Source organism: Kribbella amoyensis, from assembly GCF_007828865.1.
Lineage (GTDB): Bacteria > Actinomycetota > Actinomycetes > Propionibacteriales > Kribbellaceae > Kribbella > Kribbella amoyensis.
Genome location: NZ_VIVK01000001.1, coordinates 1,389,965 through 1,409,506, shown reverse-complemented (window position 1 = coordinate 1,409,506; position 19,542 = coordinate 1,389,965). Strand labels below are relative to the sequence as shown.

The following is a 19,542-nucleotide window of genomic DNA, read 5'->3' as shown; positions in this document are numbered from 1 at the left end:
GCGGGCTCTATGCTGGCGAGAAATCGATTTCCCGCCGAGGCGCGGACCCGCTGGTGACGAGTCGTCGCGCCGGTCTCGAGGAGCGAGCGCGATGAGCCCTGCCACCGATCGATCTCTGCCGAATCTCAGCCGCCGTGGCTTCCTGCGCGCCGCCGGCGGTACCGCGATCGCCGCCGCCGCGGGTGGGACGCTGTCCGCCTGCGGTGGTGACGACGGTGCCGGCGGCTCGTCGTCGAAGGAGTTGTCCTTCGTCTACATGGGCACCGCCGAGCAGCAGGCGACCTGGAACAAGCTGTTCGCGAAGTTCACCGAGCAGCACCCGGAGATCAAGCTCAAGGCCGAGGGCATCCCGCTGTCCAACTGGGGCGACTTCTTCAACAAGCTGTCCACCCGGTTGGCCGGCGGCCAGGTCCCGGACGTGATCCAGGTGGCCACCGAGGGCCAGCGGCTGTTCGCGTCCAAGGGCCTGCTGGCCCCGCTCGACGACTACATCGCCAAGGACCAGGCGGTGATCGACGACTACTACACCGACATGGACCCGAACCTGGTCGAGTGGAACAAGAAGTACAGCTCCACCGACGGGAAGACGTACTACCTGCCGGGCGAGTTCAACACCATGTGCATGTGGTACTCCAAGGACCTTTTCGCCAAGGCCGGCGTTGCCGAGCCGACCGCGAAGTGGACCTGGGACGACTTCCGCAAGGCGTGCGAGCAGATCAAGGCGAAGACCGGCGCGTTCGGGTACGCCGCGGGTCCGGAGTACTTCGCGGCGATCATGCCGTGGCTGCTCACCAACGGGACGAGCAGCTTCACCGACGACTGGTCCAAGCCGACGTTCAACGATCAGAAGGTGATCGAGGCGGCCGAGTTCAACCGGGCCCTGGTCGCGGACAAGCTGTCGCCGCCGCCGGGTGGGACGTTCGACGCGACCACCGCGGCCGCGCAGGGCAAGCTGGCCATGTTCGGCGGCGGCCGCTGGCCGATCATCAGCATCCGGAACCTCAAGTTCCAGTCGAAGATGGGGATCGTGCCGTGGCCGACCAAGGTCGAGCAGGGCTCGCCGGTCGGCTGGAACGGCTACCCGATCATGAAGGCGTCCAAGCAGAAGGACGATGCCTGGACCTTCATCAAGTTCCTGATCTCCAAGGAGGGCTCGTCGTTCTTCGCCCAGCTCGGCGGCACGATCGTCCCGGCCCGCAAGTCGATCGCGAACAGCCAGTCGTTCCTGACCGACGCGCCGAAGGGCACCGAGTCGCTGTACCAGGCGCTGAGCTACGCGACCCCGATCCCGTCGCCGGACAAGGGCGCCGCGATCCAGAAGGCGATCGAGGACGGCTGGAAGCAGGTGCTGACCGGCAACGCCGCCCCGGCCGACGCGCTCGGCAAGGCCCAGACGGCACTCGAGGGGCTGGTCTGAACCGATGGCCACCGCGGTCGCGGAGCTGACCAGAACCGAGAAGCCGACCCCCAAGCAACGCCGGGACTGGTTGCCGGGCTACCTGTTCATCAGTCCCGCGGTGCTGTTGTTCCTGGTCTTCGTCGCCGCGCCGCTGGTGGCCGCGTTCGGGCTGAGCCTGTTCCACTGGGACCTGCTCAGTACGCCGGAGTTCGCCGGGCTGGACAACTTCCGCCAGCTGGTCACCGACGAGGCGACGATCCGGGCCGTGCTGAACACGTTCGTGTTCGCGATCGCCTCGGTGGTGACGCACATCGGGATCGGCATGCTGCTCGCGCTCGGGGTGCACCGGACGATGACGCGCGGCACGAAGTACTTCGTCCGGACCGCGTACTTCTTCCCGTTCCTGGTGTCGTGGGCGGCGGTCGCGCTGGTCTGGAAGTACGTGCTCGATCCGACCTTCGGGCTGGCCACCCACTATCTGTCGGAGCTCGGCCTGCCGACGACGAACTGGCTGGCCTCGCCGACCTGGGCGCTGCCGACGCTGATCGTGGTCGACTGGTGGCACACCATCGGGTACACCTTCATCATCCTGCTGGCCGGGCTGCAGACGGTGCCGGCCCAGTTGCACGAGGCGGCCCGGGTGGACGGCGCGAACGCGTGGTGGCGGTTCTGGAGTGTGACGCTGCCGGTGATGTCGCCGACGATCTTCTTCGCGACCGTGATCACCTTCATCGGCGCGTTCCAGATCTTCGACCCGATGGTGATCATGACCAACGGCGGTCCGGACGGCGCCACCCGCAGCATCGTGCAGTACACCTACGAGAAGGGCTTCCAGTCCTTCGAGGTCGGGTACGCCGCGGCGCTGTCGCTGGTGCTGTTCGTGGTGATCATGATCGTCACCGGCCTGCAGTTCCGGTTGAGCCGGAAGTGGGTGCACCAGTGAAGGGCAAGCTGCTCGACCTCGTCCTCGTGCTCGGCGGGTTGCTGATGATCGCGCCGCTGGTCTGGCTGGTCGTCACCGCGCTGTCGCAGCCGATCGACGCCTTCCAGCTGCCGCCGCAGTGGATCCCGAGTCCGCCGACGCTGGAGAACTTCCGCCAGGTCCCGGACCTGATCCCGTTCGCGCAGATGGCCTGGAACAGCCTGCAGATCGCGGTGATCACGACGGCCGGCTCGTTGCTGACCAGCGCCCTGGCCGCGTACGCGTTCTCCCGGTTGCGGTTCCCGGGGCGCGATCAGATCTTCATGGTGCTGCTCGCCGCGTTGGTGGTCCCGGTGCAGCTGACCGTCGTCCCGGTGTTCGTGCTGATGCGCTGGCTGCACCTGGTGGACACCACGGTGGCGATCTGGCTGCCGGCGTTGGTGAACGTGTTCGGCATCTTCTTCCTGCGCCAGTACATCGCGTCGATCCCGCGGGAGCTGGACGAGGCCGCGATCATGGACGGCGCCGGGCACTTCTGGATCCTGTTCCGGGTCATCCTGCCGCTCGCCCGGCCCGGCCTGACCGCGCTCGGGATCTTCGTCTTCGAGGCGTCCTGGAACAACTTCTTCTGGCCGTACATCTTCCTGTCGTCGCCGGAGAAGATGACCCTGCCGGTCGGCCTGGTGTCGCTGCAGGGCGCGATGGGCGGTGGCCCGGCGGTGGTGCTGTTCGCCGCGATCACCCTGGTGGTGCTGCCGATCCTGGTGCTGTTCCTGATCTTCCAGCGGTCGTTCATCGCGTCCATCGCGACCACCGGGTTGCGCGCATGACCGATCGCCTTCCGGCCGCACTCCGCGCGCTCTGGCACGAGCTGCCGTTGCTGGCGGTCTCCGGTGTCCTCGTCTGTACGGCGTTCGCCGCCGTCGTCGCCGTCCTTCCAGGGATGGGCCCGTTCGCGATCCTGCTGAGCGTCCTGCTCGTATCCCCGGTGTGGGCGGGCCTGGTCGCGTCCACGGACTCGGTCGTACTCCGTGACGCCGGTGGGGTCGCGTTGTTGTTCCGGAACATCAGGCGTTACTGGCGTCACGGCCTCGCGGTCGGCATCGTGCCGGGCGTCCTGGCTGCCGTTGCTCTGGTCAACTGGTCGCTCGCGGGGAGCACCGTGATGCTTGTGCCGCTGGGGATCAGCGGATGCGCGTCGGTGCTCGCCGTACTCGCGTCCTTCAGTGCCTTCAGTCTGCGGGTGACCGCGGGGCTGCGCGGCAAGGAGCTGTGGTTGACCGCGCTCACCCTGGTGGCTCGGAGCCCGTGGATCCCGCTCGGTGTCGTGTCGGTCGTCGTGGTCGCGATGCTGCTCGGCGTATCGGTTGCCGCGTCCCTGTTGTTGCTCGCGCCCGGTCCGGTGGCGTTGCTCGCCTCGGCCGGGACCTGGACTGTCTATCGGACGGAGAACCTGCATGCACTACACCGGTGAGCACCTGCGGCATTTCGCCCTGCCGCTCGGTGGACTGGGGACCGGCACCGTCGCGCTGGCGGGCAACGGCGCCCTGCGGCAGTGGCAGCTGCACAACATCGGCAACCACGAGGGTTACGTCCCGGACAGCTTCTTCGCGCTTCGGCTGTCCCGGATCGAGCCGCCCGTGGACGAGGTCCGGCTGCTGCAAGGGCCTTTGCTGGAGGCAACGAACACCCCGCTGGTCACCGACGACGTGATCCCGGCCGGGGAGCGCAGGTTGCACGAGGTGCTGCCGTCGATCGGCGCGGCCACAGTGACCGCGGTGTACCCGAACGCGAGGATCGACTTCGACACCGACCTGCCGGTGGACGTGAGCCTGGAGGCGTTCAACCCGCTGGTCCCGTTGGACGCGGCCGCGAGTTCGCAACCTGTGGCCGCGTTCACCTTCACGCTGCACAACCCGGGTGACGTCGAGCTGCACGGTTGGCTCGGCGGCGCCCTGCAGAACTCGGTCGGCTGGGACGGCGTCACTCCGATCGACGGTGTCGCGTGCGGCCTGTACGGCGGCAACACGAACCGCGCCCGCGAGCGGGACGGCTGGACCTCGCTCGTGATGGAGAACAGCACGCTCCCGGCCGACCACGCGGGCGCGGGCCAACTAGTACTTAGCGCGGATGCCGCCGGCACACAGGCGTACGCGCAGTGGGCCTCGCCCGAGCAGTTCGCCTCCTTCCTGGTCGGGCGGCCGTCGAAGCGCCCCGTCGTCGCGGACGGCCCCAGTGCTCCGGGGACCACGTGGAACGGCGGACTCGCGGCGCCGTTCAAGCTGGGCGCGGGGGAGACGGTGCGGCTGCGGTTCCTGATCGCGTGGCACTTCCCGAATCGGTATGTCGACTTCCCGCAGTTCGGTGCGCGCCGGATGGACTACGGGCACACCCGCTTCTGGCTCGGCAACGCGTACACGCAGGCACAGCCCGACGCGGTCGCCGCCGCCGAGGCGTTGACCGCACAGTGGAACGACCTGGCCGCCGCGGGTCAGGACTGGGCGGACGCGTTCACCAAGAGCACGTTGCCTGGGGAGGCCGGTGCACGGCTCGCCGCGCTGGTCGCCGACGTGCGGAGCCCCACTGTGTTCCGGACGGCCGACGGCACAGTGTTCGGGTTCGAGGGAGTGCTCGGTGCGTCCACGGCGATGTGGGGCGGCCGGTACGGCGGTTCGTGCCCGCTGAACTGCACCCACGTGTGGAACTACGAACAGACCTTGTCCCGGCTCTTCCCCGCGTTGGAGCGGAACATGCGGGACACGGAGTACGACGTGATGCAGGCGCCCGAGGGGTACATCCCGCACCGCGTGATCGCCCCGACGTACCACCGGCAGCTGTGGGACGTGGTGATCGGTGGGCCCGAGGAGCCGGCGCTCGACGGCATGCTCGGGAACGTGCTGAAGACGTACCGCGAGGTCCGCCAGGGAGCCGGGCTGGAGTGGCTGGGTGAGCGGTGGCCCAACGTCGTCCGGTTGCTCCAGCACATCCGGGACAAGTGGGACCCGGACGGTACCGGGGTGCTGCGCGGGATCCAGCCGAGTACGCACGACATCGACCTGTGCGGGGTCAACTCGTTCATGGGGACGTACTGGCTCGCCGCGTTGCGGGCTGCCGAGGAGATGGCGCTGCTGGTCGGGGACGACGCGAAGCCGTACCGGGCGTTGTTCGAGGCGGGCAGCAAGGCGTACGACGAGCTGCTGTTCACCGGTGAGTACTACCGGCAGGTGCTGTCGCCGGAGGAGAACCAGGACTTCCAGTGGGGCGACGGCTGCCTCGCGGACCAGCTGATCGGCCAGTGGTGGGCGCACCAGCTCGACCTCGGGTACATCCTCCCCGCCGACCACGTCCGCACCGCGCTGCGCAACGTAGTACGGCACAACCTGCGGACCGGGTTCGACGGGTTCGACCACCCGTACCGCGTGTTCGCCGACGGGGACGACACGGGGCTGCTGATGTGCACGTGGCCGCACGGCGGGCGTCCCGCGGTACCGACCCGGTACTGCGACGAGGTGTGGACCGGATCCGAGCACCAGGTCGCCGCGCACTGCCTGTACGAGGGCCTGGTCGACGAGGGCCAGGCGATCCTGCGTGGCCTGTGGGACCGGTACGACGGAACGCGGCGCAACCCGTTCAACCCGATCGAGTGCGGTGACCACTACATCCGCAACGCGGCCGGCTGGTCTGTCCTGGAAGCGCTGGCCGGCTTCCGCTACAACGCTCTCACCGGGACCGTCGCCTTCGCCCCGATGGAGCTGGCGCGCTCGGAGGACGGCTGGCGGCTCCCGTTCGTCGCGGGTACCGGCTGGGGTGTTGCCCACCGAACGGCCGACGAGCTGACCATCGAATGCCACTCCGGCCAGCTCGACCTGAAGACCATCCAGGTCGACGGCGCAGCGATCCCGACCGACTCGGCAGCAGTCGTCCCCGGCAGCCCTCTGGTCGTGCGTCTGACCTGAGACGAAAGAGAGCGCCGGCCGCCCGGCAACGCCACCGGACGGTCGGCACTCGTTCTTGGCCCGGGGTGGTGCCGCGTGGCGCTGCGGCACCACCACCGGGAGCTTGGGTCAGAGCATGCCCAGTTCTCGGGACTCTTCATCACTGAACAAGCGGGACCGGATCAGGAAGCGGACGCCTTCGGGGGCTTCGACGGAGAACCCGCTGCCACGACCTTTGACCACGTCGACGGTGAGGTGGGTGTGCTTCCAGTACTCGTACTGGCTCGCCGACATCCAGAAGCCGATCGGCTGCGCCAGTCCGTCGACGGTCAAGTTGCCCAGATGCACGTCCGCCGACCCCGTTCTGAACTCCCCGTCCGGGTAACACATCGGGGAACTGCCGTCGCAGCACCCGCCGGACTGGTGGAACATCAGCGGACCGTGCATCTCGGTGAGCCGGCGGAGCAGCTCCGCCGCCTCGTCCGTGAGGGACACCCTGTCGACCATCGCCGGCTCGCTCAGAAGAAGCCGAGCTTGTCGGGCGAGTAGCTGACCAGCAGGTTCTTGGTCTGCTGGTAGTGGTCGAGCATCATCTTGTGGTTCTCCCGGCCGATGCCGGAGTTCTTGTACCCGCCGAACGCCGCGTGCGCGGGGTAGGCGTGGTAGCAGTTCGTCCAGACCCGGCCGGCCTGGATCTCCCGGCCGGCCCGGTAGGCGGTGTTGATGTCACGCGACCAGACCCCGGCACCGAGCCCGTACAGGGTGTCGTTGGCGATCTTCAGCGCGTCGGCGTAGTCGTCGAACCGGGTCACCGAGACGACCGGGCCGAAGATCTCCTCCTGGAAGATCCGCATCTTGTTGTCGCCCTCGAAGATCGTCGGGGTGATGTAGTACCCGCCGCTCAGCGCGCCGCCGAGATCGGCCTTCTCGCCGCCGGTGAGCACCTTCGCGCCCTCGGCCTTGCCGATGTCGATGTACGACAGGATCTTCTCGAACTGGTCGTTGCTGGCCTGCGCGCCCATCATCGTGTCGGTGTCGAGCGGGTCGCCCTGCTTGATCGCCTGGGTCCGCGCCACCGCGTCGCCGAGGAAGCTGTCGTAGATCGACGACTGGATCAGCGCGCGGGACGGGCAGGTACACACCTCGCCCTGGTTCAGCGCGAACAGGGTGAACCCCTCCAGCGCCTTGTCGTAGAACGCGTCCCGCTCGCTCGCCACGTCGGCGAAGAAGATGTTCGGGCTCTTGCCACCGAGCTCGAGCGTCACCGGGATGATGTTCTCCGACGCGTACTGCATGATCAGCCGGCCGGTCGTGGTCTCACCGGTGAACGCGACCTTGGCTACTCTGTTGCTGGAGGCAAGCGGTTTGCCGGCCTCGACGCCGAACCCGTTGACCACGTTCAGCACGCCCGGGGGCAGCAGGTCGTGGATGAGTTCGAGCAGGACGTGGATCGACGCCGGGGTCTGCTCGGCCGGCTTGAGCACGACCGCGTTCCCGGCCGCGAGCGCGGGCGCCAGCTTCCAGGTCGCCATCAGGATCGGGAAGTTCCACGGGATGATCTGGGCGACCACGCCGAGCGGTTCGTGGAAGTGGTACGCCACGGTGTCGTCGTCGACGGCCGAGATCGAGCCCTCCTGGGCCCGCAGCGCGCCGGCGAAGTACCGGAAGTGGTCGACCGCGAGCGGCAGGTCGGCCGCCAGCGTCTCGCGGACGGCCTTGCCGTTGTCCCAGGTCTCCGCCACGGCGAGCAGTTCGAGGTTCTGCTCGATCCGGTCGGCGATCTTGTTCAGGATGTTCGCGCGTTCGGCCGCCGAGGTCCGGCCCCACGCGGGGGCGGCGCCGTGGGCCGCGTCGAGGGCGCGCTCGACGTCGTCGGACGTGCCGCGCGCGATCTCGGTGAAGTTCTCGCCGGTGACCGGGGTCGGGTTCTCGAAGTACCCGCCCTTGGCCGGCGGTACCCACTCGCCGCCGATGTAGTGGTCGTACCGGGACTTGAAGTCGGCCGGGCTGCCTGCCTGGCCGGGAGCCGCATAGATCGTCATTGGTCCTCCTGCGGTGCTGGTGCCCGACAAGCTAGAGCGCGCGACGTTGCACGGACGTTGCATAGGGTTGTGGTCTTGAACAGCCGCCGATTCCAAGCGAGGCTGAAGCGTGGACCCACCGGAGCAGGCCCGCCGGCTCAGTGAGCTGTACGACGAGGTGCTCGGCGGTGGCCGGGTGCCCGGCGTGCCACGCCCACTCGTCGCGGAGTCCTGGCAACGGTCCCTCGCGGCGCTGGTCGATCCCGAGCTGGACGCGCCGCCGGTGGTGGTGTCCGGCGATCGGCTGGAGGAGCTGCGGTCCGGCCACCCGCTGTACGCCGTGTTGCCGATCCTGCGGCAGACGCTGACCACGATCGCCGACGAGGCGTCGCACATCATGATCGTCACCGACGCGCAGGGGCTGATCCTCTGGCGCGAGGGTGCCGCCGAGGTCCGCCGGCAGGCCGACCGGATCGCCCTGTCCGAGGGCGCGGTCTGGGCCGAGGACGCGATCGGGACCAACGGGATGGGGACCGCGCTGGCGGCCGACCAGCCGGTCCAGATCCACTCGGCCGAGCACCTGGTCCGCCGGATCCACGCGTGGACGTGTGCGGCCGCGCCTGTCCACGACCCGGACACCGGCAAGCTGCTCGGCGCCGTCGACGTCTCCGGCCCGCTGCGGACCGTGCATCCGGCGATGATGGCGCTGGTGACCGCGGCGGCCAAGCTCGCCGAGGGTCAGCTCCGGGTCCGGATGGCCGCGGCCGACGAGGTGCTGCGGGCCCGCAACATGCGGCACCTGATCGCGTTGGGAGACGCCCCGGGCGCCTTGCTGACGCCGACCGGCCGGGTCCTCGCGGTCCAGCCGCTGGCCTGGTTGCCGGACCGGCTGAACGTCCCGCCCGGTACCGATCGCATCGATCTCGGCGATGGCCGGGAGGGGGTCGTCGAGCAGCTCGACGAGGGCTTCCTGCTGCGCATCCCGGGCGCGGCCCGCCGCCGACGCGCCTCGCTCCGGCTCAAGCTTCTGGGCTCGGGGCAACCGATCGCCGTGGTCGGTGGTCGTGAGATCGCGTTGACGCTGCGCCGGGCCGAGGTCCTCGCGCTGTTGCTGCTGCACCCGGCCGGACTCACCGCCGAGCAGCTGATGCTGCAGCTGTACGGCGACGAGGGCAATCCGACGACGGTCCGCGCGGAGATGCACCGGCTGCGCAACCTGCTCGGCGACGGCGTCCTGGACACCAAGCCGTACCGGATCGTGGCCGACGTCAGCGGTGACGTGACCGACGTCCAGCGCGCCGTCCGTACCGGCGATCTGGCCCGCGCCCTCGACCAGTACAGCGGACCGCTGCTCGGCCGCTCCGACGCCCCGGCCCTGCGCGCCGAACGGGACGAGCTCGACGTCACCCTGCGCGGGGCGGTGCTGGACTCCGGCGACTCCGACCTGCTCTGGCGGTACGCGGACACCTCGGTCGGCGCCGAGGACCTGGAGGTCTTCGAGTCCCTGGCGCACTGGCTGCCCGCCGACGACCCCCGCCGCGCCGCGGTCACGGCCCGGCTGCGGCGCCTCACTGACTGAGCAGATTGTTCACATGCTGGACGGTGAAATTTAAGTCCACTTGATTGGTCTAATTTCGACGGTGTGACCGTCGTGGGTGCATCCGGCTCGCCGTCACGCCTTCGCGGGCGGGGCGGCGACCGAGCCGCGCTCGATCAGGATGGGCGTCACGGTGGTCCGCCGGACCCGGCGGTTGGTGTCGACGGCCGAGGTGACGCGGGCGACCACATCGGCGACCAGGTCGTCGAGCGGCCAGTGCAGCGTGGTCAGCGGCGGCGTGAGCAGCTGGGACATCGGCTGGTCGTCGTAGCCGAGCAGGGACAGGTCCTGCGGCAGCCGGATGCCGAGCTCGGCGCACGCGGCGTACACCCCGAAGGCCATCGAGTCGGCGAGCGCGAGCACGCCGGTCGGCCGCGGGTTGCCGGTCAGCAGGGTGCGGGCCACCTCGGCCGCGCCGGTCAGGTCGTGCGTGCACGGCGCGATCAGGATCTTCAGGCCGAGCTCGAACGCGACCCGCTGGGCGATCTCCTCCGAGGGGCGCTCGCTGCCGAAGCGGCGTTGTGGGCTGAGCACGGCGACGGTCCGGTGACCCGCGTCGGCCAGCCGGCGCAGCGCCGTACTGATGCCGGTCTCGTTGTCGAACAGGACCTCCGACTTCGCCTTCGCGGCGGGCAGCTCGTCGCCGATCGCGATCACCGGGGCCTGCCGCGCGATGGCGGCCCAGCCCGGCGCGGCCGGGTCGATCGGGATCACCACGATCGCGTCGGCGCGATGGTCGACGAGGTGCTGGGCCAGTTCCAGCTGGCGGTCGCCGTCGCCGGCCGAGTCGATGATCCAGGCGTTCCGGTCCGGGGCGAGCAGCTCCCGGCCGAGCGCGGCCGCGAGTCGCTGCTGCCAGAGGTCCTCGAGCGAGGCGCAGAGCACGCCGACGGAACCACTCCGGCCGGACGCGAGCGCGCGGGCGACCGGATCCGCCTGGTACCCGAGCCGGTCCGCGGCCTCCTGGACCCGCTGCCGGGTCTCCGGGGTCCCGTGCAGACCGCGGAGCGCGTAGGACACCGCCGCCATCGAGAGGCCGGTCTCCGCCGCGATGTCCTTGAGGGTGGGCCTGCGTCCGGACATGGGGACGAGCCTAGACCGCGGCCCGGACACTCGGTTGACAAACACGGCTTTGAAGCGCTTCACTCTAAGGGTCTTGAAGCGCTTCAAAAGGTCGGCTCGGTGAAGGGAGGGCGCGGATGATCGACGTCCACCAGCACCTCTGGCCGGCCGAGTTCGTCGACCGGCTGCGGGCCCGGCCCGAGCCGCCGTACCTGGACGGCTGGACGTTGCACACCGCCGGCGAGGCGCCGTACGAGGTGGACCCGGCCGCGCACGCCGTGGACAAGCGGGTCGCCCTCGAACAGGACGCGGGGACGTCATTGGCGGCGGTGTCGCTGTCGAGTCCGTTGGGGGTCGAGCAAGTCGGCGATCAGGCGCTGCTCGACGCTTGGCACGACGGTGCGCTGACGTTGCCGGAGCCGTTCCGGGCCTGGGCGTCGGTAGATCTGCTCGACCCGGACGTGGCGGGCCTGGAGGCCTTGTTTTCCAAGGGATTCCTGGGTTTGCAGTTGCCGGCGCAGGTGCTCGGTACGCCGTCCGCGTGGGCTGGTGCCGGTGAGCTGCTGACCGCTGCGGAGCGCGCGAACAAGCCGATCCTGGTGCACCCGGGCCCCGCCGTACCGCCTGCTGGTGAGGTGCCAGGTTGGTGGGCGCCGGTGGTCGACTACACGAACCAGCTGCAGGCGGCTTGGTGGGCGTGGCACGCCTACGGCGGACGCAGGGAGTACCCGAACTTGCGGGTGTGCTTCGTGGCTGCGGCCGGTCTGGCTCCCGTCCAGCACGAACGGCTCGCTGCCCGTGGAGGGCGCCTCGGCACGATCGACCCGAACCTCTACGTCGACACGTCGAGCTACGGACCACAAGGTGTCGACGCGGTCGCCCGGGTGCTCGGCATCGACCAGGTGGTCCACGGCACCGACCGCCCGTACGCGGGGATCACCGAGCTTCGGCAAGGAGCGGCGGCCACCGCGGTCATCCGGCAGGACAACCCGCACCGCCTGCTCTTCGGGAGCGCGGCACCGCCCGGCGCGAGTTGGCCGGCGCCGACCGGTACGTCCCCGCCCTGAGTTTCGTACCGGCAGCCGTCGGTACGCCGGCCCGATCGCAGGAAGCGTGATCGGGCGACCATCCAGAGCCGGGCCACCAGCCCGGCGAGATCCCGAGAGGGGAGTGCAGTGACTGCTCAGCCCGTGACCGACCTACCCGTCGTACCAGCGCGCCAAGCCGGCCGGCTCGTGGAGCTCAACGACTGTTTGTCGCTGGAAAGCCTCCCGGGCCGCGACCTGGACAAGACCGAGCTCGCCGAACTGGCCGCCTCGATCGCCGCCCAGCCGCACCTGTGGGAGGACCAGGTCGCGTACAGCGACGAGGAGCGCGTCTTCGCCTCCCTGCACCGCGACGCCAACGTGGACGTCTGGCTGATCTGCTGGACCCCGGTCAACGACACCGGCTGGCACGACCACGACGTCAGCTCCGGAGCGGTAGCGGTAGCGCGCGGCAAACTGGTCGAGCACAACCTCTCCATCGGCAACGCCTCCGGCTCCGTCGAAACCGAAGTAGAAGCAGGCGACGTCTACGGCTTCGGCCCCGACCACATCCACCGCCTGACCGGTCTCGACAAGGGCTCGGTCACCGTCCACGCCTACAGCCCACCCCTGTGGCGCATGGGCCAGTACTCGGTCCGCGACGGAGTCCTCCGCCGCATCTCGGTCTCCTACGCCGACGAACTCCGCCCCCTGGACTGAGGGTCGTCCGGACCGCCACCACTCACGAACCCCCTCTCCAGCCCATCACCCCGGCTGACCACGGCGCGCTGCTGTCGATCAGCAGTACTTGATGAGTGCTGCACGTCCGCACTCCGTGTGTCGGGCAACGGAGGGTAGGTGCCCTGGGATGCCCCGGGTTGCCCTGGGATCTGGCCTCTGGGGATCGGGGTTCGGTTCGCAGGGTTGGGGGATGACGGTTGATGCTGAGATCGAGGTTCACTACACCACGCGGCATGACGAGGCTGTTCGGCTCAGTGGGACTTTGAAGGGGCGGCTCGAGCGGGTTCGGGTCGGGGAGCTTCTGGGGCGGTATCTTCCGCCTCCGCCGGCCCGGGTTGCGGATGTCGGGGGTGGGCCTGGGGTACATGCCAGTTGGTTGCAGGCGGCCGGGTACGACGTGGAGCTGCTCGACCCGGTACGGCGGCATGTCGACCAGGCCACGGCCGCCGGGATCGCTTCCGTACAAGGGGATGCCCGGCGGTTGCCGTGGGACAACGAGGACTTCGACGCGGTCCTGCTCGCCGGGCCGATGTACCACCTGCCCGAGGCCGCGGATCGGCGGTTGGCGCTGCGGGAGGCGATTCGGGTCCTGCGGCCTGGTGGGTTCGTGGCGGTGATCGCGATCAACCGGGCGGCGAACCTGATCGGGTCCGCACTGGCCAATCGGTTGCTCGAGCGGCAGCAGGTCGTGACCGAGATCCTGGAGACCGGGTTCAGCCCGGACAACGAGCGGATGGCGCACACGACGTACCACACGGTGACCCAGCTGCGGTCCGAGTTGGTGAACTCGGGTCTGCGAGGCGTCACCGTGCACGGGCTGACGGGGCCGGGTGGTTGGCTGACGGTGGCGATCGACGCGCACTTCCGCGATCAGGGGCTGCCCGACAGCCTCAACCAGCCGGACCCGTTGGAGACTGCGCTCGCGTGTTCGCGGCTCGCGGACCGCTGCCCCGAGCTGGTCCCCGCGAGCTCGTTGCTGTTCGCAGTTGGTCAGCGTGCTTGAGACGTGGAGCCGGAGCCGGAAGGCCCGTCGGTTGTACGAGCGCGCCGTCCGGTACGCCGCCAACGGGTGGCCGGTCGCCGCGTTGGCGGTACCGTGGCACGGCGTTTGCCCGTGTGACCTCGGGGACTGCGTGGAGCCGCATCCCGTCGGGGAGCCGATCCGGAACGGGTTCGTCGCCGCCGGGGTCTGGAAGGCGTACCCGTGGGACATCGCGCTGGTGACCGCGGACTTCGACGTCGTCGACCTGCCGCCGGAGTACGGCGCGTTGCTCAACCACCAACTGAAGGCGGCCTGCCCGACCGCGATGGCACCGGCTCGGCGGCGGTGGTGGTTCTTCGTCGAGCCGGGGTCGATCGAGGCGGAGCGGATCGCCGCGGCCGGTGGCGTGCTGCATACCGGGGTCGAGGACTGGGTGGCGGCGCCGGGGACGTTGGTCGAGGGCAGCGGCCGGATCCGCTGGCTGGTGCATCCGCATCTGACCGACTGGCGTCCGTACCGCCGGCGCGATCCGTTCGACCTGGTGCTGTTCTGACGCCGCCCTGCCCAGGATCTGGGGAGCCCCAGGTCCTGGGCAGCGGTGCGGTCCTACGGGTGGCGAAGTACGCCGAGCAGGCCGTGGTTCTCGTCGTCGATCCCGGCGGAGAAGAAGATCGAGTCCGTACCGCCGGTGGTCGCGGTGCCCTGGAGCAGGGCCCACAGACCGGGGATGACCAGGGTGTGACCGTGGCCGTTCGTCAGCTGACCGAAGATCCGGTGGTCGAAGCGGTGGTGCGGCTTCGGCAGTACCACGTTGATCCGGCCGTCACCGAAGTTGCCGACCAGCAGGGCGCCGGCCAGTTTGCCCCAGGACGACGGCGCGATCGCGAGTCCCCACGGCGCGTTCAGCGAACCGCGGGCGACGACACGGTCGACGAGCCGGCCGGTCGGGGTGTACTCGTCGACGAAGCCGAGACCGCGGCCGGCCTGCTGCTCGCCGGTGGCCGGGTCGACCTTGGCGTACGCGACGAAGATCCGGCCCTGCAGCGTCTGCACGTTGAAGGGTGCGTACCCCTTCGGCAGGTGCCGGTCCTGGAACGCCCACCGCGGCTGCTTCACCAGGTGGAACTTGTGGTTGAACACGTCGATCCGGCGCTGCGCGAAGTTCGCCGCGTACAGCCGGGTGACGTGCCGGTCGGTCGCGATCGCGAGACCGGTGTACACCGCGCCCCGGACCGAGGCCTTGATCTGGGCGGCGCCGATCAGCGGACTGACCGGCGGACCCCAGGCGGCGATCTTGCCGTTCTGGGTCGCGAAGATGAACCGGGCCGGCGCGCTGACCTGGCCCTTGGTGAGGACGAAGCCGGTGGTCGGGTTGTTGACCTGCCCGGTCGGCAGCGGCGGGACGTCGACGCGGACGGTCGGCACCTTGGTGGCGGTGGTCGCGCCGGGGGGCGAGGTGTAGAGCGTCGAGGACGCGGTGCCGTTGTTGGAAACCCACAACGGCGTCGTCGCACCGAGCGACAGACCCCACGGATTGACCAGATCGGGATCGGTCAACGCGGCCTTGCCCGGGAGATCGGAGACCAGGTTCACCTGCTGTACTGCGAGGTCGGTGCGGGGCGGATGCGACCGATGGGCAACGGCGGTGCCGGGCGCCATCAACGCGAGGCCACCGAGCAAAGCGGTGGCCAGGGCGACCGGACGGCCCTTCAGGCGTAGCGACATGGCACTTTCCTTCGAGTAGGGACTGGAACACCTTCCACACGAGGGAATCCGGTGGCCGGTTCACCCCTTCGCGAGATAAACAGTCCCGAGTCGACGACGAGGTGGGGAGACCAGATGACAGAGCTCGCGATCACGCCGCTGAACCCGGCGGTGTTGCCGGCCGCGACCGGGAACTACACGCACGGGGTCCAGGTGGACGGCGGGCGGCGCATGGTGTTCGTCAGCGGTCAGGTTCCGTGGGGTGACGACCAGGGCCGGATCCCGGAGGAGTTCGAGGAGCAGTGCCGGATGGTCTGGCGCAACCTGCTCGCGGTGCTCGGTGAGGCCGGGATGGATGCGCGGAACCTGGTGAAGGTGACCATGTACCTGTCCGACCGGCAGTACCGGGCCGCGAACTCGAAGATCCGCGAGGAGGTGCTCGGCGAGCACACGCCCGCGCTGACGATCATCATCTGCGACATCTACGCCGAGGAATGGCTGCTCGAGATCGAGGCGGTCGCGATCGCCTGACCGGGCCACTCGCCGGGAACTGGATCTGGTCCGGATCCTGCCCGCGGGGCACGCGGGGCACTAGGTTCGGGCGTATGCGAATCCGGATCATCGACGCGTTCACCGACCGTCCGTTCGCGGGCAACCAGGCCGGGGTCTGCCTGCTGCCGCTCGGGCCGTGGCCGGACACGGACTGGATGCAGCGGGTCGCGGCCGAGCTGAACCTGGCCGAGACCGCGTTCGCCCGGCCGGTCGGGCCGGCGGAGGCGGACTGGGAGCTGCGCTGGTTCACGCCCGCGGTCGAGGTCCGGATGTGCGGGCACGCGACGCTGGCGACCACGCAGGCGCTGGTGGACGACAAGCTGATCGAGCGCGAGGTGCGGTTCGGGACGTTGAGCGGGGTGCTCGCGGCGTCGGTGGGCGAGGACGGCGAGGTGACGCTGGACTTCCCGGTCTCGCCGCCGGTCCCGCTGACGACGCCGGCCGGTCTCGCCGAGGCGCTCGGCGTCGAGCCGGTCGGCGTGTACGGCACCGGCGCGCTCGGCGACCTGCTGGTCGAGCTCGCGGACGAGGCCCAGGTCCGCGCCCTCACCCCCGACCTCGGTCTCCTCGAACGCCTCAACCGCACCGACGCCGTCCGCGGCACCATCATCACTGCCGCGGCCGCGAAACCGGCCGCGGCATCGGCGCCGACGGCGGCCACACCCGAGCCGACCGCGGAGTACGACTTCGTGTCGCGGTTCTTCGCGCCGGCGTCGGGGATCCCGGAGGACCCGGTGACCGGGAGTGCGCACACCGCGCTCGCGCCGTTCTGGGCCGCTCGGCTCGGCGGAGACCACCTGACCGGGTACCAGGCGTCCCCGCGCGGCGGCGTCGTCCGCGTCGTCCTGGCCGGTGACCGCGTCCACCTGATCGGCCGCGCGGTCACCGTCCTGGACGGAGAACTGCTGGGGTGACTACGCCCAGGTCTCGGCGTGGGTGACGGTTCCGTTGGGTGCGCTGATCTCGGTGATCACGTCGTCGGCGTCCGCCTCGAGCGGCTCGAACGGGTACTCCGGGACGACGTACGCGCGCGCTCCGGCGACCAGGTCGACGCCGGGCAACTCGAACCACGCCTCACCGGTCTCCCGGCTGATCTCGTAGATCGCCTGCTCGGCGGTGTCGACCGGGTCGGGGTCGGACGGGTCGTCCACCTCGACCGGGTGCCGCTGCTGCGCCGCGCGGCCGGCCTCGAGCAGCGCGTCCAGGTCGACCACCTTCAGGTCGAACCGGGACACCACGCTGATCAGGTGGTCCTGGTCGGCCTCGTCCTCTTCCTCGACCTCCTCGACCTCGTCGTCGAGCAGCAGCGGGGCGGTCCCGGTGTGCTCGAAGACCGCGTCGTTCCAGCCGTCGACCACTTCCTCCAGCGCCGCGTTCTGCTCGAAAAGGGCGGTCTGCTCCTCGCTGCCGGTCATCGCCAGCAGGGCCTCGGTGTGGGCCAGCAGGCGCTCGGCGAGCAGCCGGCTCGCCTCGGCCAGCGCCTTGCGCGTCTCCTCGGTGAAGAACTGCTCGGAACCCTGGGCGGGGAACTGCCGATTGTCCACTTCAGTCACTGCGGTCTTCCCTAACTCTGTGAGGATCGCTGATTGCCAGGCGTAAGTATCAGGGCTGCGGCCGTCAGCGCGAAGTCGGGTCCGGAAAGGGGACTGTGAGATCCCCGTGAGAGCTGCGCCGGCACTCGTGAGAGTGCTGCGAGAAGACTCCTGACAGCGCAGCGGCCGAGGTCCAGTAGAGACATGAGTACTTCGTCCGAGGGGTGGGTCCGGCCATGACGGATCTGGTCTTCCTCGTCGTCTGTGTTGCCGTCTTCGCGACCGTGTGGCTGGTGCTGCGAGGGGTGGAGAAGCTGTGAGTGCCGAGAACATCGCCGGTCTGGTGATCGCCGCCGCCCTGGTCGTCTACCTCGTCGCCGCCCTGGTCTTCCCCGAGAGGTTCTGATGTCCGACACCTCCGCCGGCCTGCTCCAGGCCGGCCTTCTCGTCGCGCTCCTCGCGATCGTCTACCGCCCGCTCGGCGGGTACATGGCGCGCGTCTACACCTCCGAGCGGGACGGCCGGGTGGAACGCGGGATCTACAAGCTCCTCGGCGTCGACGCGAAGGCCGACCAGACCTGGGCCGTGTACGCCCGGTCGGTGCTCGCCTTCTCGGCCGTCGGGCTGATCCTGCTCTACCTGCTCCAGCGCCTGCAGTCGCAGCTGCCGCTGTCCCGCGGTCTCCCGGGCGTCGAGCCGTCGCTCGCGTTCGACACTGCCGCGTCGTTCGTCGCCAACACCAACTGGCAGTCGTACTCGCCCGAGGCGACGATGGGCCACCTGGTCCAGTTCCTCGGACTCGCGGTGCAGAACTTCGTCTCGGCGGCTGTCGGGATCGCGGTCCTGGTCGCGCTGGTCCGCGGCCTGTCCCGGTCGGCGACGGACCGGCTCGGCAACTTCTGGGTCGACCTGACCCGGACGGTCTGGCGGATCCTGCTGCCGATGGCGATCGTGGGCGGCCTGATCCTGGTCGCGACCGGCGTCATCCAGAACTTCGCCGGCGGCCACGAGGTCACCTCGGTCGTGGGGCAGACCCAGACCATTCCTGGCGGGCCGACGGCCAGCCAGGAGGTGATCAAGGAGCTCGGGACCAACGGTGGCGGCTTCTTCAACGCCAACTCGGCGCACCCGTTCGAGAACCCGAACCCGCTGTCCAACCTGTTCGAGATCTTCCTGCTGCTGGTCATTCCGGTCTGCCTGACCCGGACGTTCGGCGTGCTCGTCAAGGACAAGCGGCAGGGGTACGCCGTGCTCGCGGTGATGAGCACGCTGTGGATCGGGTTCACCATCGCCGCGACCGCGTTCGAGTCGGCCGGCGGCGGTACGGCGACGCAGGCCGCCGGGGCCGCGATGGAGGGAAAGGAGACCCGGTTCGGGATCTGGGCGTCCGCGTTGTTCGCGTCGTCGACGACCGGGACTTCCACGGGCGCGGTGAACTCCGCGCACGACTCGTTCACTCCGCTCGGCGGTGGGGCCGCGTTGTTCCACATGATGCTCGGCGAGGTCAGTCCGGGCGGTACCGGCTCCGGGTTGTACGGCATGCTCGTGCTCGCCGTCCTGGCCGTGTTCGTGGCCGGGCTGATGGTCGGCCGGACCCCGGAGTACCTGGGCAAGAAGATCACCGCCCGGGAGATGAAGCTGGTCTCGCTGTACATCCTGACCACGCCCTCGCTGGTCCTGATCGGGACCGCGGTCGCGATGGGGCTGGCGAGTGCGCGGGCCTCGATCTTCAACGTGGACAGCCCGCACGGGTTCTCCGAGGTGCTCTACGCGTTCACCTCGGCGGCGAACAACAACGGCAGCGCGTTCGGCGGACTGAGCGCGAACACGACCTTCTACAACACCGCGCTCGGTGTGGTGATGCTGCTCGGCCGGTTCGTCCCGATCGTGCTGGTCCTCGCCCTCGGCGGGTCGTTCGCCCGTCAGCGGCCGGTCCCGGTGACCCCCGGAACGCTGCCCACCCACAAGGCCTTGTTCGTCACGATGCTCGTCGGCGTCGTGCTGATCGTCACCGGCCTCACCTACTTCCCCGCACTCACTCTCGGACCCCTCGCGGAGGGACTGTGACCA

General features: G+C 69.6%; 19 protein-coding genes. 14 read left to right on the top strand and 5 right to left on the bottom strand.

Annotation, left to right across the window (positions count from 1 at the left end; translation table 11 throughout):
- Positions 1 to 91: 91 nt before the first annotated feature.
- The 5 genes from FB561_RS06775 to FB561_RS06755 are packed head-to-tail and all read left to right on the top strand — an operon-like array spanning position 92 to position 6,277.
- The gene (locus tag FB561_RS06775) at positions 92 to 1,417 is read left to right on the top strand and encodes an ABC transporter substrate-binding protein (RefSeq protein WP_145804170.1); all 1,326 of its coding nucleotides are present in this window, start codon (positions 92 to 94) and stop codon (positions 1,415 to 1,417) included.
- Between the two features lie 4 nt (positions 1,418 to 1,421).
- Positions 1,422 to 2,342: a carbohydrate ABC transporter permease gene (locus FB561_RS06770; protein WP_145804167.1), complete on the top strand. Its 921-nt coding sequence runs from the start codon at positions 1,422 to 1,424 to the stop codon at positions 2,340 to 2,342.
- Complete coding sequence (locus tag FB561_RS06765) at positions 2,327 to 3,151, top strand: carbohydrate ABC transporter permease (protein WP_238334681.1); 825 nt, start codon at positions 2,327 to 2,329, stop codon at positions 3,149 to 3,151. The genes FB561_RS06770 and FB561_RS06765 overlap by 16 nt, the downstream gene beginning before the upstream one ends.
- Positions 3,148 to 3,795 carry a hypothetical protein gene (locus FB561_RS06760; RefSeq protein WP_145804166.1) on the top strand — a complete coding sequence of 216 codons (648 nt, stop codon included), beginning with the start codon at positions 3,148 to 3,150 and terminating at the stop codon, positions 3,793 to 3,795. The genes FB561_RS06765 and FB561_RS06760 overlap by 4 nt, the downstream gene beginning before the upstream one ends.
- The gene (locus tag FB561_RS06755) at positions 3,779 to 6,277 is read left to right on the top strand and encodes a GH116 family glycosyl-hydrolase (protein WP_145804164.1); all 2,499 of its coding nucleotides are present in this window, start codon (positions 3,779 to 3,781) and stop codon (positions 6,275 to 6,277) included. Before FB561_RS06760 ends, FB561_RS06755 begins: the two co-directional genes overlap by 17 nt.
- A gap of 108 nt (positions 6,278 to 6,385) precedes the next feature.
- On the opposite strand, the gene FB561_RS06750 is transcribed toward FB561_RS06755, so the two are convergent.
- Entirely contained in the window at positions 6,386 to 6,763 is a 378-nt protein-coding gene (locus FB561_RS06750; RefSeq protein WP_145804161.1) for a DUF779 domain-containing protein, read from the bottom strand.
- A gap of 11 nt (positions 6,764 to 6,774) precedes the next feature.
- Positions 6,775 to 8,298 carry an aldehyde dehydrogenase gene (gene adh, locus FB561_RS06745; RefSeq protein ID WP_145804159.1) on the bottom strand — a complete coding sequence of 508 codons (1,524 nt, stop codon included), beginning with the start codon at positions 8,296 to 8,298 and terminating at the stop codon, positions 6,775 to 6,777.
- Between the two features lie 109 nt (positions 8,299 to 8,407).
- On the opposite strand from adh, the gene FB561_RS06740 reads away from it, so the two are divergent.
- Complete coding sequence (locus FB561_RS06740) at positions 8,408 to 9,856, top strand: GAF domain-containing protein (RefSeq protein ID WP_145804157.1); 1,449 nt, start codon at positions 8,408 to 8,410, stop codon at positions 9,854 to 9,856.
- Positions 9,857 to 9,949: 93 nt separating this feature from the next.
- Here the strand turns inward: FB561_RS06740 and FB561_RS06735 are convergent, their stop codons facing one another.
- Positions 9,950 to 10,957 (bottom strand): LacI family DNA-binding transcriptional regulator, encoded by a 1,008-nt coding sequence (locus tag FB561_RS06735; protein WP_145804155.1) that lies wholly within the window; start codon positions 10,955 to 10,957, stop codon positions 9,950 to 9,952.
- 116 nt (positions 10,958 to 11,073) lie between these two features.
- Between FB561_RS06735 and FB561_RS06730 the strand changes: the two genes are divergently transcribed.
- The 4 genes from FB561_RS06730 to FB561_RS06715 all read left to right on the top strand — a co-directional run bounded on the left by FB561_RS06730 (position 11,074) and on the right by FB561_RS06715 (position 14,237).
- On the top strand, positions 11,074 to 12,003 hold the full coding sequence (locus FB561_RS06730) for an amidohydrolase family protein (protein WP_145804153.1): 930 nt from the start codon (positions 11,074 to 11,076) through the stop codon (positions 12,001 to 12,003).
- Between the two features lie 108 nt (positions 12,004 to 12,111).
- Positions 12,112 to 12,681: a cysteine dioxygenase gene (locus FB561_RS06725; RefSeq protein ID WP_145804151.1), complete on the top strand. Its 570-nt coding sequence runs from the start codon at positions 12,112 to 12,114 to the stop codon at positions 12,679 to 12,681.
- Between the two features lie 91 nt (positions 12,682 to 12,772).
- Positions 12,773 to 13,705 carry a class I SAM-dependent methyltransferase gene (locus FB561_RS06720; protein ID WP_337692291.1) on the top strand — a complete coding sequence of 311 codons (933 nt, stop codon included), beginning with the start codon at positions 12,773 to 12,775 and terminating at the stop codon, positions 13,703 to 13,705.
- The gene (locus tag FB561_RS06715) at positions 13,698 to 14,237 is read left to right on the top strand and encodes a hypothetical protein (protein ID WP_145804147.1); all 540 of its coding nucleotides are present in this window, start codon (positions 13,698 to 13,700) and stop codon (positions 14,235 to 14,237) included. Before FB561_RS06720 ends, FB561_RS06715 begins: the two co-directional genes overlap by 8 nt.
- Before the next feature lie 53 nt (positions 14,238 to 14,290).
- On the opposite strand, the gene FB561_RS06710 is transcribed toward FB561_RS06715, so the two are convergent.
- Positions 14,291 to 15,409: a TIGR03118 family protein gene (locus FB561_RS06710; protein WP_145804145.1), complete on the bottom strand. Its 1,119-nt coding sequence runs from the start codon at positions 15,407 to 15,409 to the stop codon at positions 14,291 to 14,293.
- A gap of 114 nt (positions 15,410 to 15,523) precedes the next feature.
- Here FB561_RS06710 and FB561_RS06705 point away from each other — a divergent pair, with 114 nt between their 5' ends.
- Together FB561_RS06705 and FB561_RS06700 are read left to right on the top strand one after the other, a co-directional pair.
- Positions 15,524 to 15,919, top strand: coding sequence for a RidA family protein (locus FB561_RS06705; RefSeq protein WP_145804144.1), 396 nt, complete (start codon positions 15,524 to 15,526; stop codon positions 15,917 to 15,919).
- A 74-nt stretch (positions 15,920 to 15,993) separates the two neighbouring features.
- Positions 15,994 to 16,854 carry a PhzF family phenazine biosynthesis protein gene (locus FB561_RS06700; protein WP_145804142.1) on the top strand — a complete coding sequence of 287 codons (861 nt, stop codon included), beginning with the start codon at positions 15,994 to 15,996 and terminating at the stop codon, positions 16,852 to 16,854.
- Here FB561_RS06700 and FB561_RS06695 read toward each other — a convergent pair whose 3' ends face one another.
- Positions 16,855 to 17,493 (bottom strand): hypothetical protein, encoded by a 639-nt coding sequence (locus FB561_RS06695; protein WP_145804140.1) that lies wholly within the window; start codon positions 17,491 to 17,493, stop codon positions 16,855 to 16,857.
- A 295-nt stretch (positions 17,494 to 17,788) separates the two neighbouring features.
- On the opposite strand from FB561_RS06695, the gene kdpF reads away from it, so the two are divergent.
- Together kdpF and kdpA are read left to right on the top strand one after the other, a co-directional pair.
- Positions 17,789 to 17,878 carry a K(+)-transporting ATPase subunit F gene (gene kdpF, locus FB561_RS06690; RefSeq protein WP_145804138.1) on the top strand — a complete coding sequence of 30 codons (90 nt, stop codon included), beginning with the start codon at positions 17,789 to 17,791 and terminating at the stop codon, positions 17,876 to 17,878.
- Positions 17,878 to 19,539 (top strand): potassium-transporting ATPase subunit KdpA, encoded by a 1,662-nt coding sequence (kdpA, locus tag FB561_RS06685; protein ID WP_145804136.1) that lies wholly within the window; start codon positions 17,878 to 17,880, stop codon positions 19,537 to 19,539. The genes kdpF and kdpA overlap by 1 nt, the downstream gene beginning before the upstream one ends.
- Positions 19,540 to 19,542: the final 3 nt, after the last annotated feature.

Coding starts and splice junctions, on each gene's coding strand:
- FB561_RS06775 (WP_145804170.1), top strand. CDS start 92: ATGAGCCCTGCCACCGATCGATCTCTGCCGAATCTCAGCCGCCGTGGC.
- FB561_RS06770 (WP_145804167.1), top strand. CDS start 1,422: ATGGCCACCGCGGTCGCGGAGCTGACCAGAACCGAGAAGCCGACCCCC.
- FB561_RS06760 (WP_145804166.1), top strand. CDS start 3,148: ATGACCGATCGCCTTCCGGCCGCACTCCGCGCGCTCTGGCACGAGCTG.
- FB561_RS06755 (WP_145804164.1), top strand. CDS start 3,779: ATGCACTACACCGGTGAGCACCTGCGGCATTTCGCCCTGCCGCTCGGT.
- FB561_RS06750 (WP_145804161.1), bottom strand. CDS start 6,763: ATGGTCGACAGGGTGTCCCTCACGGACGAGGCGGCGGAGCTGCTCCGC.
- adh (WP_145804159.1), bottom strand. CDS start 8,298: ATGACGATCTATGCGGCTCCCGGCCAGGCAGGCAGCCCGGCCGACTTC.
- FB561_RS06735 (WP_145804155.1), bottom strand. CDS start 10,957: ATGTCCGGACGCAGGCCCACCCTCAAGGACATCGCGGCGGAGACCGGC.
- FB561_RS06730 (WP_145804153.1), top strand. CDS start 11,074: ATGATCGACGTCCACCAGCACCTCTGGCCGGCCGAGTTCGTCGACCGG.
- FB561_RS06720 (WP_337692291.1), top strand. CDS start 12,773: ATGAGTGCTGCACGTCCGCACTCCGTGTGTCGGGCAACGGAGGGTAGG.
- FB561_RS06710 (WP_145804145.1), bottom strand. CDS start 15,409: ATGTCGCTACGCCTGAAGGGCCGTCCGGTCGCCCTGGCCACCGCTTTG.
- FB561_RS06705 (WP_145804144.1), top strand. CDS start 15,524: ATGACAGAGCTCGCGATCACGCCGCTGAACCCGGCGGTGTTGCCGGCC.
- FB561_RS06700 (WP_145804142.1), top strand. CDS start 15,994: ATGCGAATCCGGATCATCGACGCGTTCACCGACCGTCCGTTCGCGGGC.
- kdpA (WP_145804136.1), top strand. CDS start 17,878: ATGTCCGACACCTCCGCCGGCCTGCTCCAGGCCGGCCTTCTCGTCGCG.